Source organism: Nitrosospira sp. Nsp1 (assembly GCF_900100985.1).
Classification (GTDB): domain Bacteria; phylum Pseudomonadota; class Gammaproteobacteria; order Burkholderiales; family Nitrosomonadaceae; genus Nitrosospira.
Map to the genome: position 1 here is coordinate 168,424 of NZ_FMUF01000002.1, position 15,704 is coordinate 184,127.

General features: G+C 53.7%; 13 protein-coding genes. 6 read left to right on the top strand and 7 right to left on the bottom strand.

Annotated features, from left to right (window positions below; all coding sequences use genetic code 11):
• Nucleotides 1-5: 5 nt before the first annotated feature.
• Nucleotides 6-1,457, top strand: coding sequence for a ribonuclease G (rng, locus tag BLP78_RS01905; protein ID WP_090455894.1), 1,452 nt, complete (start codon nt 6-8; stop codon nt 1,455-1,457).
• Nucleotides 1,458-1,508: 51 nt separating this feature from the next.
• Here rng and BLP78_RS01910 read toward each other — a convergent pair whose 3' ends face one another.
• From BLP78_RS01910 to BLP78_RS01920, 3 genes are all read right to left on the bottom strand, one after another.
• On the bottom strand, nt 1,509-2,723 hold the full coding sequence (locus BLP78_RS01910) for an ammonium transporter (RefSeq protein ID WP_090455896.1): 1,215 nt from the start codon (nt 2,721-2,723) through the stop codon (nt 1,509-1,511).
• Between the two features lie 243 nt (nt 2,724-2,966).
• Complete coding sequence (locus tag BLP78_RS01915; protein WP_090455898.1) at nt 2,967-4,631, bottom strand: DUF1302 family protein; 1,665 nt, start codon at nt 4,629-4,631, stop codon at nt 2,967-2,969.
• Nucleotides 4,615-5,397 (bottom strand): ABC transporter ATP-binding protein, encoded by a 783-nt coding sequence (locus BLP78_RS01920; RefSeq protein WP_090455900.1) that lies wholly within the window; start codon nt 5,395-5,397, stop codon nt 4,615-4,617. Before BLP78_RS01920 ends, BLP78_RS01915 begins: the two co-directional genes overlap by 17 nt.
• Nucleotides 5,398-5,457: 60 nt before the next feature.
• On the opposite strand from BLP78_RS01920, the gene BLP78_RS01925 reads away from it, so the two are divergent.
• From BLP78_RS01925 to BLP78_RS01940, 4 genes are all read left to right on the top strand, one after another.
• Entirely contained in the window at nt 5,458-6,210 is a 753-nt protein-coding gene (locus tag BLP78_RS01925) for an outer membrane lipoprotein-sorting protein (protein WP_090455902.1), read from the top strand.
• Between the two features lie 526 nt (nt 6,211-6,736).
• A complete protein-coding gene (locus tag BLP78_RS01930; RefSeq protein WP_090455904.1) occupies nt 6,737-7,519 on the top strand; it encodes a PEP-CTERM/exosortase system-associated acyltransferase in 783 nt (260 codons plus the stop codon).
• Nucleotides 7,520-7,979: 460 nt separating this feature from the next.
• Entirely contained in the window at nt 7,980-8,837 is an 858-nt protein-coding gene (locus tag BLP78_RS01935) for a ThiF family adenylyltransferase (protein ID WP_090455906.1), read from the top strand.
• Entirely contained in the window at nt 8,838-9,917 is a 1,080-nt protein-coding gene (locus tag BLP78_RS01940) for a nitroreductase family protein (protein WP_090455908.1), read from the top strand. It begins immediately after the preceding gene.
• A 139-nt stretch (nt 9,918-10,056) separates the two neighbouring features.
• On the opposite strand, the gene BLP78_RS01945 is transcribed toward BLP78_RS01940, so the two are convergent.
• On the bottom strand, nt 10,057-11,268 hold the full coding sequence (locus tag BLP78_RS01945) for an ABC transporter permease (protein WP_090455910.1): 1,212 nt from the start codon (nt 11,266-11,268) through the stop codon (nt 10,057-10,059).
• A gap of 15 nt (nt 11,269-11,283) precedes the next feature.
• A complete protein-coding gene (locus BLP78_RS01950) occupies nt 11,284-12,513 on the bottom strand; it encodes an ABC transporter permease (RefSeq protein ID WP_090455912.1) in 1,230 nt (409 codons plus the stop codon).
• A gap of 278 nt (nt 12,514-12,791) precedes the next feature.
• On the opposite strand from BLP78_RS01950, the gene BLP78_RS01955 reads away from it, so the two are divergent.
• Nucleotides 12,792-14,039 (top strand): nucleotide disphospho-sugar-binding domain-containing protein, encoded by a 1,248-nt coding sequence (locus BLP78_RS01955; RefSeq protein ID WP_090455914.1) that lies wholly within the window; start codon nt 12,792-12,794, stop codon nt 14,037-14,039.
• A gap of 171 nt (nt 14,040-14,210) precedes the next feature.
• Here the strand turns inward: BLP78_RS01955 and BLP78_RS01960 are convergent, their stop codons facing one another.
• Complete coding sequence (locus tag BLP78_RS01960; protein WP_090455917.1) at nt 14,211-15,170, bottom strand: EDSAP-1 family PEP-CTERM protein; 960 nt, start codon at nt 15,168-15,170, stop codon at nt 14,211-14,213.
• A 226-nt stretch (nt 15,171-15,396) separates the two neighbouring features.
• Nucleotides 15,397-15,579, bottom strand: coding sequence for a hypothetical protein (locus tag BLP78_RS01965; protein ID WP_090455919.1), 183 nt, complete (start codon nt 15,577-15,579; stop codon nt 15,397-15,399).
• Nucleotides 15,580-15,704 lie beyond the last annotated feature (125 nt).

Genomic DNA, 15,704 nt, shown 5'->3' on the forward strand with positions numbered 1-15,704 from the left:
CTTTCATGAACAGCGAAATTCTTGTCAACGTTACCCCGCAGGAAACTCGTGTGGCCGTAGTCGAGCATGGGGCGGTGCAAGAACTGCACATAGAGCGCACCAGCAGCCGCGGAATCGTTGGCAACATCTACAATGGCCGCGTGACGAGAGTCCTGCCGGGAATGCAGTCGGCCTTTGTGGACATCGGCCTGGATCGTGCTGCCTTTCTCCACCTCGCAGACATTTGGAGATTGCGCCAGAGCGAGGACGCCGGCAAGCCCATCGAGAAATTGCTGCACGAAGGCAAGAATATTCTTGTCCAGGTAATCAAGGATTCCATTGGTGCCAAGGGGGCGCGGCTGTCTACGCAGGTCAGTATCGCGGGGCGAATGCTGGTTTATCTGCCCCAGGTATCCCATATCGGCATTTCCCAACGGATTGAGGATGAAACCGAGCGAAAGTCGTTGCGCGAAAAATTGAAACACCTGCTGTCCCCAGATGAAAAAGGGGGCTTCATTATCCGCACCATGGCGGAAGCCGCCAGCGACCAGGATTTGCAAACGGATATCGAATATCTGAATAAATTGTGGCACGACATTAGGGAAAAATCCGCCACTGCTCAGCCCGGGTTGCTGTACCACGACCTGAACCTCAGCTACCGCGTATTACGCGATTTCGTCAACGACCATACGGCGCGTATTTTGGTGGATTCGCGCGAAACCTCACAAAAAATGACGGCGTTTGCCCAGGTCTACATGACCAATGTTGTGGGACGAATAGATCACTATGCCGGGGTGCGGCCGCTATTCGATCTTTACGGGGTGGAAGATGAAATCGAGAAATCCCTGGCGCGACGCGTAAACCTGAAATCCGGTGGATATCTGATTATCGATCAGACCGAGGCGCTCACAACCATAGATGTCAATACGGGGGGCTTCATCGGTATACGCAGCTTCGACGATACCATTTTTAAAACCAACCTCGAAGCAGCCCAGGTCATAGCGCGCCAGTTGCGCCTGCGCAACCTGGGCGGAATTATCATTATTGACTTTATAGACATGGAGAATGTGGAACACAAAAATGCGGTCCTGGCGGAATTCAAGAGATCGTTGATGAAAGACCGGACCCATATGACTGTGAATGGTTTCACGGCGCTTGGGCTTGTGGAAATGACGCGCAAGCGCACGAGGGAAAGTCTTGCTCACATATTATGCGAGACATGTCCCACCTGCCAGGGCCGCAGCAAGGTGAGAACCGCTCAGACGATATGCTACGAAATTCTGCGTGAATTATTGCGCGAAGCCCGTCAATTCGACGCGCACGAATTCCGCATTCTTGCTTCGCAAGAAGTCATTGATCTATTTCTCGATGAAGAATCGCAAAGCCTTGCACAACTGGCAGATTTCATTGCTAAAACAGTCAGCCTGCAGGTGGAGGCGGCCTATACGCAGGAACAGTATGACCTCATCCTGATGTAGCAGCTTGCTGATAGCTACACCAGAAAATTCGGCAATCGTCCGGCTTGCTCCTCAGGTTCGTGTCTCGACTTCGAGTTCTATATTTTCGATATCCGGCGTTTCACAGTGAGCGAATTCCTCGCTATCCTCATAGGCCAGTCGCGTCGTGCCTGTGGCTTTGATCGCCGCACCGGCGATGAGTCCGGTCACGAAGGCGAACACGACACTGAAGATAATGCCGATGAACTGAGCAGTTGCGATACCGGGCACCACCACGATGGCAGTCAACGCACCCAACAATCCGGGCATTCCGTGAAGATTATGGACGCCGCAGGTGTCGATGATTTTGAAGCGTGCTTCCAGCCTGGGCTGGATAAACACATAACCGATGACGCTGACAGCGCCGGCCAGCAGGCCGATTGCGAAAGCGCCTGTCGGTGAGACAATATTGCATGTCGATCCTATGGCTACTCCCCCAGCCAGGGCCGCATTTGCCATGTCGACCATTGACGTTTTTCCCTTGTGAAAATACGTGCTCAGGAAATAGGTGCTGAGGGTGGCGCCGCATAACGCAAGTACCGTGTTGACGACGGTTTGCGGCATTTCTTCAAAAGGAACGATGGCTGTGGCGAAGCTTGGCCAGAAAATCCACAATACCATGGAGCCGAGCATGGCAAAGCGATCGGAGGTGGCATCTGATTCAATCGGTTGACTGCGTTGCCGCGCGGTGGTCAATGCGAGAGATAATCCCAAGCCAAAATAAGCGCCAAAGGCATGGATGATGACTGATCCGGCAGTATCCTGATAACCTTCGGTCAAACCCATCCCATTGTCCAGTACCAGCCATTCGTTCATCAGATACGCCGGAATGAGGAAAAGTGCCAGTAATGCATATTGAAAAACCCGTAGACGTCCAAGTACGGCTCCCATGGCAATGAGCGCGGCAGCCACGGCGAATTCGGCAAACAGGAGCGCCTTGATTGTGTTCGGAGCAATTTCATGCGCAAAAATACCATTTGCACGCAGGAGCATGTAAAGGGGAAGGCCGACGGCTACCACAAGATAAGTGCCGGTCGTGGCGCCAAACCCGTATCTCCTGACGAACACCATCAGAAAACCGAAACCCACCAGCAACATCGCCAGGATGTGAATAACATAATTATACTGAGCCACTTGCCGAGCCTCATTGAGCTCAGAACCAGCGCCGCTTTCGCTCGCCCAGGCGCCGAAACACAGCAGAAACAGATTAGCTACACCACACAGCGTCAAGCAGAGTTTTTTTTTCATTTTGACTCTCCCCATATTTCGCAATAATCGGTCTACCCACGCAAAGTGTGAACCTCAATAGCCTTGAATACAATGGGGATATATCGAACGAGTTTGCGACGTTTGGAGATGAGGGTTGCCTGGAACAAGATATATGGCGCAGAGCCTTCGTGAAAGCGGCCGGAGATGTAGTGGACACAGAGGTGGTGGTGGATTACGTATCCAGGCGGAAACTGCGCCCGAGCCTTATCATATGCATAATCATCAGAACGAATAGCGTAACTCCGTATAGACGCGGTCACTCTGATCGAAACGGCCAAATAGTCCCGTAGGCTGCCCGCCGAAAACGTCGGCCCCGAGTGCTGCGCGCCAATTTCTCTCAAAATTCCAGGACAGCCTCGGACGGAACATCCAGTCGCTGCGATTCAGACTATGAATCAGCAATGCCTGCGCTTCAACGTTGTGCCAGACTTTGCCGTTGAGGAGTATGCTGGCTCCCTGCTCCAGCTTGTCGGTAACAAGGGCTGGGTCGTGCGTGAAAAAGACGCGTTGAAAGAACTGGAGATTCAAGCGGGTCTCGGCCGGTAAGCTGAAATCAAGGCCAAGTACGTAGTCGAGCGTATTCTGCCTGACCAGTCCATCGATCGCGTTGGGACGCGCGACGTTAAATTTGCGCCCATCCGTGTAAATTAGCTCACCTTTTAGCACGACTGAGCCGAAATCTTTCGCGAGCGTTGCGCCGACCTGGTCGATCTCATCGTGCCGTGCCTGGAAAACGAGTGGGTCGGTCGGCGCGCTGACGCGATAGAAGGTCGGGGCGGCATCCAGGCTGTGATAATAGAAACCTGAAATATCCCAGCCATTTTTAAGTTGCGATAAACGAACTCCGTAATTAGAGTGAGCAACGTTGCGCCCGGAACGGTCTTCAGGCAGAAAGCCGGCTGTTCCCCGCAGGGGACCCGGGTAAAAATCCGCGCCCGGTTTGCCGCTCTCGTCAAGAGTCGGTACCGGAATCCACACGACCTCAGCATGTATGTCATTTTTCGAATATTCCGCACGCATCGCCCATTGCGGTATTCGTATGATATCGAATGAGGGAAGGACGAACTCGCGCATATCCTTGGCCGACACCACATCTGCGAAAAACAACCCGACCATTTCGCCCCAGATGACATGCTGACGGCCAAGGCGGAAGTCGAAGTCGCCGGCAGAAACGTCCAGGTAATTCTCGCGCAGGAAAAACTCATAGCGTTGATCCCGGCGAACACCCGGGGGATAGAAATTGGATAGATCGTAGGCGGCGTCGTAATCAAAACGGCCACTGATCTTCCACTTTATGTGCTCACTGAATTGTCCGGTTCGGGACAATTCAGTTCGCAGCTTTGCTTTGGATAAATGCTCCGGATCAGCATAGGTATCCGCGATTTCGAGCTGGGAAAACCCTCTCCATCCCGTTGCCAACTGCTTCCACATCGGTACTGGGGACGGTTTCTCCTTCAGGGGCACGTTGCCCCCAAATAGCGATTCGCGCGATGTAAATCCGGTTTCGCCATCCTCCTTTCCCTCTGGAACCAGGTCAGCCATATTTTCCCTGATCGAGGGTTCGACAGAGAACAGGGAGAGGGAGGGGGATAAAGACATGTGCAGGTGCTCGCCGCTGGTCCCCCCTGGCAAGCCAGTTCCCTGACCGACAGCGACATCTGCTTTGCTGGCCGGTTTCACCACCCCGCGAGCTGAAGGTGAAGATAGGGATAAAGACAAGGTCAAGAACAAAGGTTCCTCATCAGTATCGCCCATTAGCGACGTGTCTGATGGTGGTTTCGCGCGGGCTGGGGAATCGGGTACCTCAGCGCCGGCAAAACCTCGTAGCGGCAAGCCCATCAATGCCGCGACCAATACGACACACGTTAATTTAGATGCGTGTTCCATCCGCCTCACTTTGACGAGCCTCCGGAGCCAACGGCGGATTTGCCGCAGGAGGCTGCTCGATAACTACACCTGGCTCGTTCGCCATCGCATCCTGCATAATGATCTGTCCATCTTCTATATGCACCAATCTGTCCGCCAATTCCATCACGCGCCGGTCGTGGGTGGAAAAAATAAAAGTGGTCTTGAATTCGACGTTAATATTCTTCATTAATTGGAGAATGCCTTCACCGGTCTTATGGTCAAGATTGGCGGTCGGCTCGTCAGCCAACACAATCTTTGGTTGTGTCGCCAGCGCACGCGCAATCGCTACTCGCTGTCGCTGTCCGCCACTCAGTTGGTTCGGACGATGACGAGTAAATGAAGACAGCCCTACGATGGCGAGGTATTTCGCCACCCGGGCGCGACGCTCTGTTGCGCTCAGCTCCTTGAATTGCAATAGGGGATATTCGACGTTTTCTTCAGCCGAAAGAACCGGCAGGAGGTTGAATGTCTGAAAAATAAAACCAAGCGTTCGAGCCCGGAGATCGGAAAGCTCGTCAGGTTTCTTGCCACTGATATCCTGGCCATTGATGAATATTTTTCCGGATGAGGGGGTATCGATGCAACCGATAAGGTTGAGCAGCGTGGATTTGCCGCTGCCGGAGGGACCGGCGATGGCAAGAAAGGCACCATCCTCAATATTCAGGGTAATGTCCCTGAGCGCCTGGACTTGTTGTTCCCCGAGGGTGTAGTCTTTGAAAACATTTTCGAGGTGTACAATGCTCATGAGAAACTCCATAAATATTTAACCCCACCGCGGTAACGGCATCTCGCGACAGGAACTGAAATGCAAGTAAAAACTTTGCAATACCTGCTTATGGTGATTTTCATGTTTTTCACTATGGCATCGATCGCGTCCGAGGATGCGGAATTAGCTCAAGGCATCCTGGAAAAGGCTGACCAGATACGCTTCCCGCGTGAGAGCTTCCAGGTAGACGTCAATATCAATACGACGGCTCCTGATAAACCAGCCGATAGGCGCAAATACCAGGTTCTATCCAAGGGAAACGAGAACAGCGTGGTGATGACCACCGAGCCCGCTTCCGAGCGCGGGCAAATTTTACTGATGAAAGGGCGCGATCTGTGGATATTCATGCCGGAGATTTCGCAACCTATACGCCTTTCCATGTCGCAACGGCTAACTGGCCAGGTGGCCAATGGCGATTTGGCGCGCGCAAACTTTGCTGGCGATTATAACGCCACAATTCTGCGCACAGACGCCATTGACGGGGATAAGTATTACGTACTGGAGCTTATTGGTGTCGATCGAAGCGTTACGTATCATAAAGTCTTATACTGGGTACGGCAACCGGATTTCTGGCCCTACCGCGCCGAGTTCTACTCATTGTCGGATCGCTTGCTTAAAACCGCTCGCTACGACAACTTTCAGATGATACTGGGCAAGAAGCGGCCCACCCGCCTCGTGATGACCGATGCGTTGCGCACGGGTGAGGAATCCGTGCTTGAATATACAGAAATGAAACTCCGCGATCTACCCGACAAGATTTTTACCAAGGATTATCTGAAGAAGCTCGAATAAATGAAGTGACGAGCTGTGAACGTATTTGCAGAAAACATGGTTTGCTCCGCTGGCAAGGTCAGGAAACTGAAACCGTGCTGAACAACGCTGAGCTTAGTGCCCCCGCACAGTTTACATTCATATTCCAATTCCACATCCGGGTTCAAATCCCGGCTTGTACCCGTAGTCCTGCAATAGTGACATTTGTGTTTAATGTCGTTTTTGCATGACCAAATCCGCCTGCCTGTATTCCAATTGAGGCTCATCAATCTGAAAAGCATGAGAAGAAATAAAAGGAGTAGTTCTAAAGTTGGCATCCCGGTCTTCCGTAAATATATAGGCGGGTATGGACCCTGGGGGACTTGGCCTCGACGCTGTGCTGTTACGTAAATCCACAAAACCGGCCTCGAATCAGCTAGTAAATTCCGTCCTGTGATTCAAGGACGCGCGCGTCAATTACTTTATACTCCTACAGGAAACAATCTTATTTCCAGATATTTCTTCACCTTCCAACATCGCTCCAGCAGAGGGTCTCGGGAGATCAAACATGTTCTCATCAAAAATATTCAATCTGGGTAATGCCTTCAAGCAGCACTTCGAAATCGTACCTGCATTCTCTGACGCGCTGAAGGATGAGGTCTACCGGGTGCGCCATCAGGTTTATTGCGAAGACCTGAAATTCGAGCCCGCCAGGCCAGATAGACGCGAAACCGATGAGCACGACTCCAATTCTCTACATCTCCTGATGCGTAGCATAAAGACCGGCGAATTTATCGGTTGCACCCGTATTGTCCTGTCGCGGCCGGAGGATCCCTGCTACCAATTACCTTTCGAAAAGACTTGCGCTACCGCACTGGACCGATCGATCATCGATCCATCCAAATTACCCCGGAAAGACATCGCCGAGGTATCACGCCTCGCCGTTATCGCTGCGTTTCGCAGACGCAAAGGTGAGGCAAACAGCGCGGTTAGCATCTCGGGCAGGGATTTTGGCACGCCGGATCAGCCACGCTTTCCATTCATCCCGATTGGCCTGTACCTCGCCACGACTGAACTCGCGCGCTTGAACGGAATTGATACAGTATTCGTTCTGACGGAAAAACGGCTGGCGAGTCACTTCAGCAAGTTAGGCTTCGACCTGCAATATATTGGCAGCCCGATTGAGCACAACGGCGAGCGTATTCCCTCGATGATGAGCGTCAGCGCCACCATCAATAATATGCGGATTAATTTACATTCCCTTTACCACGCCATTGCAGTGGATATAAAACGAAATCTTCCAAAGGAAGTATTGTGCTTCGGGAAGACGAATGATCAAGAATTAGCGTAAACGTATCGTTTCTGTATTTTGAAGGAATTATCGGAATCGGATGGATGATGTGTAGTTGGCACCAAAATGCCTGCAGCCCCCAATGATGCTAAGTTCTCCAGCCATCTTCGCGTAGTCAATGTATCAATAGTAGGAAAAAGGCATCCTGGTGCTGGTGCCTGGAACTCATGCGAAACCCTTTTCTCACTTTCAAGAACTGCCTGGAGAGCCGATTGCGCGCCGTTGCGGAAAGGGTATCGTTCAGCCGGCGTGAATAAATCCATTGCCTAGTATGTTACCGGAATGATTCTCAATTAATTTTGCATCGGCTATTCGTTGCGGTTGAGGTTATAATGGAAGGGGATGTGATCCGTCTATCGAAGTAATCCGGTCTTTCAATCCTCGTTTTCTCGCTGGATGATTATGGTAATTTACAGCTTGCTCAGGTAGAAACTGGCCCTTGCCGGGATTTTTGCATCGCATGTTATCCTTTATCTATGATGAAGCCTTTTCGAGGAACATCGGCTGGCTAACCCAGCGGGAGCAGGATCAGTTGCGCCATAAACGGGTGGCGATTGCCGGTTTGGGGGGTGTCGGCGGACTGCATCTATTAACGCTTTGCCGTCTGGGCATCGGCAAGTTTCATCTGGCCGATTTCGATACATTCGATCTGGCGAACTTCAATCGTCAGGCGGGCGCGACTGTAAGCGCCTTGAGTCATTCGAAGCTTGAGGTAATGACTCAGCAAGCGCGGGACATCAATCCCGAGCTTGAAATCACGGGATTTGCCGAAGGGGTGACCGCCGGCAACCTGGATGATTTTTTGAATGGGGTCGATATTTATATCGACGGTCTGGATTTCTTTGCTTTCGAAGCTCGTCAGCAGGTTTTTGCAGCCTGTGCGGCAAGGCGCATTCCTGCTGTGACTGCCGCGCCCCTGGGTATGGGCGCCGCGGTATTGAATTTTTTGCCGGGTAGCATGAGCTTTGATGATTACTTTCGCCTGGACGACGGTCCTGAGCGAGAAAAGCCCCTGCGCTTCCTCATGGGCCTGGCGCCTGGCCGCCTGCAAATGGGCTATCTGGTCGATCCTTCGACGGTTGATCTGGCCAATCGCAAGGGACCATCCACCATTATGGCCTGCCAGTTGTGCGCGGGTGTGGCGGCGACCGAGGCTTTGAAAATCCTTCTCGAACGGGGTCCGGTCCGGGCCGCGCCCAAGGGCTATCATTTCGATGCCTATCGCAACAAATTGGCGTTGACCTCGCGGCCTGGCGGAAATCGCAATCCTCTGCAACGTCTTGCTATTGCTTTCGCAAAACGCAAATTGGGTCTTTAGATGCGCCAGATCTCCCAGTTCATCTCGAATATTCTCGAACTCGCCCGCTGGGCGCCCAGCGGGGATAATACCCAGCCTTGGCGGTTCGAAATCATTGACGAACGCCACCTCGTCATTCACGCCTTCGATACGCGCGACCATTGCATATATGATCTGGACGGGCACCCCAGTCAGATTTCGCTGGGAGCGCTACTGGAAACTCTTGCTATCGCCGCCAGTGCGCATGCTATGCGAGCTGAATTTCGGCACAACCCTGAATCGCTCGATACGCGCCCCGAGTATTTTCTGGAACTGATCCCTGACAGCCACCTGCAGCCGGATTCGTTATTGCCTCACGTCAAGCATCGTTCTGTGCAGCGGCGGCCCATGCGTACCATTGCCCTCACCAAGCCACAGAAGCAAGCGCTGCAACACGCGGTCGGGAGATCCTATACCATCCGCTGGTTCGAAGGGGGAATACAACGCTGGTGCCTGGCGAAACTGATGTTTGATAATGCCAAGCTCAGGCTTACCCTGCCGGAGGCTTATGACGTTCACCGCAAAATCATTGAATGGAATACGCGTTTCAGTGAAAACAAAGTGCCCGATCAAGCGCTGGGGCTGGATCCCATGACACTCAAATTGATGCGCTGGGTCATGGCCAATTGGCAGCGTGTCGATTTTTTTAACACTTATCTGGCGGGACACCTGGTTCCGCGAGTTGAAATGGATTTGCTGCCCGGCCTGTTCTGTGCGGCCCACTTTGCCATTCTGGCTGACAAGCCACCCGAGACTGTGGACGATTATGTTGCGGCAGGCCGCGCGGTTCAGCGCTTTTGGCTTACAGCGACGGGTCTTGGGCTGCAATTACAACCAGAGCTGACCCCTTTGATTTTTACACGCTATGTACGCGAAGGCAGACCATTCAGCCGTCTGCCCGGTGCCATGGATACCGCGATCAGGCTGGGTAATCGCCTTTCGAGGTTACTGCAGAACGATCCGGTAGAACAGGCGGTTTTTCTCGGACGCATCGGCAGCGGCAACGACGCGACCAGCCGATCCCTGCGGTTGCCCGTTGAGAGATTAATAAGTTTGGAATAAATAAAAACCACACTTCAATTCGCTGGAAATCCGGTATTTGAATCAAACGCGCCGACAGTTGTTCCCCTACTGCTTTCTTCCTCGAAAAAAAGATGGTCCAAGGTATAAGGTGTAGGGTAGTTTCATAATGAAATATATTTCAGATATTGTGCCGCAGCGCGTCCACGACCTGCAGGCGCGACGCGCGGCGCGCCGGAAGCACGGCGGCGACCACGGCCGCCAGTATGCCGGTAGCCGCCGCTATCACAAGCGTCCAGGGCACCAGGCGAATCGTTGCGGTGTAGCCAATGCTCGACCCAGGCGGGGGTGGCATGGCTATCCCGATAGCGGAGATCACGCTCGCAAGCACAACCCCCACGATCACGCCGAGCAGACTGCCAAGCAAACCCATCAGCGCGTTTTCGAGCAGTACGAGCTTGAAAATCTGGCGTTGACGCAGGCCCAGGGCGAGCAAGGTTCCGAACTCGCCGGTGCGTTCATAGATCACCATGTTGATGGTGCTGGCTACGCTCAAGACCAGCATGATCAGTATGATGGCCTGTAACGCTCCGAACTGGCGCCGGTACAATGCCTCGGTCTTTTGATAAAAATCCGCCAATTCGTGCCAAGGTTTCACTTCATAGCCGAGCGGCTCCAGCCGCGCTCTGATAATCCCGGTCACGATATCGGTTGCGCGGGTGTCATCCAGCAACACAACAACACTATGAGCCGATGGGGTAAACAGCAATTCCTGGGCGGCTGACAGCGGAATGCGTACGGCCCGGTCATCATATTCCTTGGAAAAAGTGCGGAATACGCCGACGATTTCATATTCAAGCGTGTTCAGCGCGCCTTCCGGCGTATTGACCATCAGGGTCATGAAATTGCCGGGGCGCAGATGCAGAGCGGACGCGACGCCCTCGCCGATTACCGCGCCGAATGCATCCGAGTCTCGCAATCGACGGCCATCAACGATGGCTGTTGCCGTTCCCAGTTGTGCTTCCATATCCGGTTCGATGCCTTCGCCGATTATGGATAAATCAGCGCGGCTGTTGTTGGCAAGACCGGAAAAATTCACGCGGGTCATGACGGCCTGCACATGCGGGATAGATTGTACCGAGTCAACCACGACCTTTGGCTGCGTGATCATATAATGCGCCGGCTCGTGCCGCCCGTACTCGATATAGCCGCGCCGGAAAATCTGCAGATGCCCTATACGGGAGTGAATTGTCGTCTCGCGCAGTTGCACAAACACATCCTCGACAAAGCCGCCACTGATGATGATGGCAACCACGCCAGTGACGATCGCCGCCAATGTCAGTGTCGTGCGTAAACCATTGCGGAAAATATTGCGAAAGGCGAGCCTGAACATGTGGCTTCCGAAGTTCTAAATGTTATGACGCAACGCGTCTATGATCGGCAGACGCGATGCCTTCCATGCGGGATATAAACCCGCCAGCACAGGGGTCACAAATGCGATTAGAAACGCATTCATCAACACGCTCGATGTAACCCGGATTTGCCCAGTGTAACCTTCTTCCATGCCGGGGGGCGGCGGCATGGGGATGCCGATCGCAGAAATCAGTTCGGCCAGTCCGTAACCAATCGCCAGGCCCAGGGATGCCCCGGCCAGTCCGAGTACGAGCCCTTCGATGGCGAACAGATAAAGGATTTTTGTCCGCTTGAAACCGATGGCCAGCAACGTGCCGATCTCGCCGGTGCGCTCGAGTACGTTCATCACCAGCATGTTGGAAATGCTGAGCACAATGATGCAGCCAATGATCAGCCGCAACACGTTCATCTGCTGAGAGAACAGCGCTACCGTTTTATTGTAGAAATCCGCTTGCTGGTACCATGGCACAAATTCCAGTTTGTTCTCTGGCGCGGGGAAACGGGTACGGAACTGCGCGAGATAGTCGTCAGTGCGTTCGGTATCATCGAGCAGCACGAGCCAGACATGCGCGCCGTTGACACGCAGCAGTGATTGGGCCAAATTAATGGGCAAATGCAACGCGGAATCGTCGTAAGCCTGATTGGTACTGACAAATATTCCGGCGACTTCTACTTCCACGGCATTGACGCCACCCCCGGGAGTGGTTGCCAGCAATGCGACGGTGGCGCCCGGGTGCACGTCAAGATTACGTGCCAGACCACGGCCCAGGACTACCTCTTTCGCTGATGCAGCCGCGAGATTCCGGCCTTCCGCGATACGCAAGGCCTTGCTCAGCTCCGCCTCCTTTTGTTTTTGTGGATCGACACCATCCGCCACAAATGCGACTGTTGTCTCGCCATGGCTGATAAGGCCGGTTACCGAAAGCCGCGGCGCGACCAGCTTGACGCCCGGCGTGGACTCGATCTCTCCGCGCTGCGGCAGATTCTCAGGCAACAGATAGGCGTAAGGATCGGCTGCGCCTGCGCTGAGGTAGCCGGGCCGCATTACCTGAATGTGACCTAACTGAGACTGAATGGTGGCCTCACGCATACCCCAGAAAACCCACTGGATAAAGCCATCGGCAAGTATCAGGGAGGTTGCGGCGACAGCTACCGTAAGCAGGGCTACCAGCGCCCGCCTTCGATTACGCGCCAGATTGCGCGCGGCAATCAGCAGGTCAACCATGGCACTCCAAAATCATAGAAGATTTAACCTAAATCCGGTAGTTGGACGGGGAGAAGTGTACGGCTTTTGGGGCGCAGGGCAAGGGGAGCCACGGTCACCCCGGGCCTTCCGGCTGTTGGGAACGGATGCCACAGCTCACGCATCTGTCACTCACGGCTTTCGCTCTTATTTTAACGGTTGGCCGTGGTGCATCTGTAAAACCCGCGCTAATTTTATTGCGTAGCCATGATACAAAATAATCCACGTGTTATGTTATTGCTTTCCTTGGAGTGGATGTAATGCAAATGCGAAAGCCAGTCGTTCTTCTTGTTGCCGAGGCGGTCACGCTTGCGCATTTCGCGCGAATTTCAACGCTGGCAAAGGCGCTCGATTCGCCTGCATATGAAATAGCTGTCGCGTCAGACCCTCGCTACGCCGATCTGGAACCATCCCTGGGATGCGCATTTCATCCTATTCGATCGATCCCGTCTGCCGAGTTCTCGCATGCCCTTGCCCAGGGTAAGCCGCTGTACGGTGTCGAGACGCTCACTCAGTATGTTGAAAACGACCTGGCATTGCTCGACAGCCTGAAACCCGATCTGGTCATCGGCGACTTCAGGCTATCGCTGGCTGTGAGTGCGCCCTTGCGAAAAATACCTTATGCCGCAGTGGTCAACGCCTACTGGAGTCCGTTCGCGGACACCGATTATCCAGTACCTGACCTGCCCATGACGCGAATTCTGGGTGTGCACCTGGCGCAAAAATTGTTTAATGCCGTCCGGCCTATGGCTTTTGCCCAGCATGCGCGACCCCTGAACCGGGTGCGCCGCAGCTATGGGCTACCACCGCTGGGGCCGGATCTCAGAAATGCCTACACTTGGGGCGATTACACATTGTATGCCGACATCCCGGAAATGGTGCCGACCTGCAATCTGCCGGCCCACCATCGCTATCTCGGTCCTGTGCTGTGGTCAACCCATACTCAATTGCCCGAGTGGTGGAATCACCTGCCCGACGACAAACCGGTGATTTTTCTCACCTTGGGCAGTTCGGGGCAGGCCAACCTCCTGCCCATGGCGCTCAATGCCCTGTCACGGTTACCCGCTACGATTATCGTTGCCACTGCCGGCAAAATTGCGATTGCCGATGCGCCTGCCAATGCCTACATTACCGATTACTTGCCCATGGATATCGCAACCCGGCGCTCGAGATTGGTGATCAGCAACGGTGGCAGCCTGACCACTTATCAGGCGCTAGCCCATGGTTTACCGGTTATCGGCGTGTGTTCCAACATGGATCAATTGCTGAACATGGGGGCGGTGGAACGCGCAGGCGCCGGTCTCGCGCTGCGCGGTGCAGAGATATCTTCTGATGATCTGTTTTCGGCGGCAAGTGTCATGTTGGGAAATTCTCCTCATGCTCAGGCGGCCAACCGGCTCAGTCGGTTGTTGCAGCAGTATGATGCGGGGCAGCGCTTAAGGGAAATTGTAGCGGAGATACTCGCTAAAGAGAGACAACAATCTTCATTGGATCAACTTCCGGCGTAGCAGCAGAGACGATCCGCTTTTTTATAGGTAGGCTCAAGCAATGTCGGAAAATATTACACTCGCCGCCCAGGCACTTCCGCTGAGTGCGGATGGGCCGTAGATAGCCGATGCTGAATTAAAAAAAGGCAAGGGTTTTACCCCTTGCCTTTCAAGACAGCCAATGGGAAACGCTCATGCCTGCTTGCGGCGGCGGGCGAAGAAGCTCATGCCGAGCATTCCCAATCCCACCAGCGCCAACGTCGCCGGTTCGGGCACTTTTTTATCCACGACCTGGGATTCTTGCGTGAACAGGCTGATGGTATAAGCGCCCGCACCCAACGGGTTGGTTATTGCGTCGAACCGGGTGAAAGCAGCACCAGGCGAGTAAATCGCGGCGCTACCATCGGCAATGAGATCATTGATGCTGTTGTTCAGACTCTGGCTATCTATGTTTTCCGTCCCGCCAGTTATACCCCCCGGAGAGCCGTCCGGAGCCCAGCTGAACACGACGGCGCCTGTGGCATCATTACGGATGGTGATGTTGTTATCCAGATTCGCTGCGGCCAACGAACCGGCCTCATGAATGAATGCTTCCAGGTAAGGATTTGCCTCAAACGTAAATTGTAGCGTGCCGCCGGTGGGCAGGTCTGCCGTCATTGTCAGGATCGAGTTAGAGCTGTTTTCGGCGCCCGACGTGGCGGAGCCGGGCGCGTCGTGGATATTCCCCTCGGCGGCGTTGACGACTTCGATCCGGCCGCCAGCATCGTCCTGCTCGCTGCGGGTATTGCCATCGGCCCAGGAGTATGAAGTCCCGATGCGGCCGAATGGCGTGTAGCCGTTATCAGTGATGAGAGGGGTGCCGCCGACTGTCTCGTCGAGTCTCACGGGACCCCCCTGGGTCGCAGGAAGCGCATTCGGCGCTGAGCCAATAACGAGATCTCCTGCACGGGTTACCGGCAACGGCGTCCCTGTTGTGCTGGTTGAGGAACTGGAATTAGTTAAAACGGCCGTGCCCCCCGTCACGTTGATAAAGCCGTCCCGAATATGATTATAGGAGAAGGCATAGGCGCCGGCCTGGGCTTGATCGGAAAGGACCAATCCCCCAGCCAGCAGGCTCGCCGACAGTGTAAGCAGCTTGAATTTCGTTTTCATAATTAGGACTCCTGAGTTGGGATCTGAGTTGGATAATCTTGTGAAACCGAAGCCAATCAAAAGCAAGACAGTCGCTCTAGCTCGACAATTTGTAGTCTCGCTCCCACTATTTTTGAAGCAATGTGTATGCCAGTGTAATATTATTATTTGTTTTCAGTGGCTTAGCATACCGTTTCGCAAAGCCTGGGATGAGAACGCGCCTAAACTGTAAGATAATTCGACACTATTAGTTCGCGGTACACGCCTGCAGAAGTTGGTCGGATATTGTAAGACCGCTCAGGCTGCCAATCTTGTTATCCTGCTGCCGCGCCAACTTCGTAAACTTGTAGCGCCATGGCTGCCAGGGAACATTGGTATTGGAGAAGCGTGGGAAAGCGAGCAGAAAGAAGCGCCGCGCTGTTCGCTTCACCTCAGGGAATTCCCTCAGGTAAACCCAAAATCAACAGGCGGAAACTATGCGCCCGCGTAGGATTTACGCAGAGATTTCTCCAGGATCAGCTTCAAAGGGAGCGATAGGATAAGATTGAGTTTCTG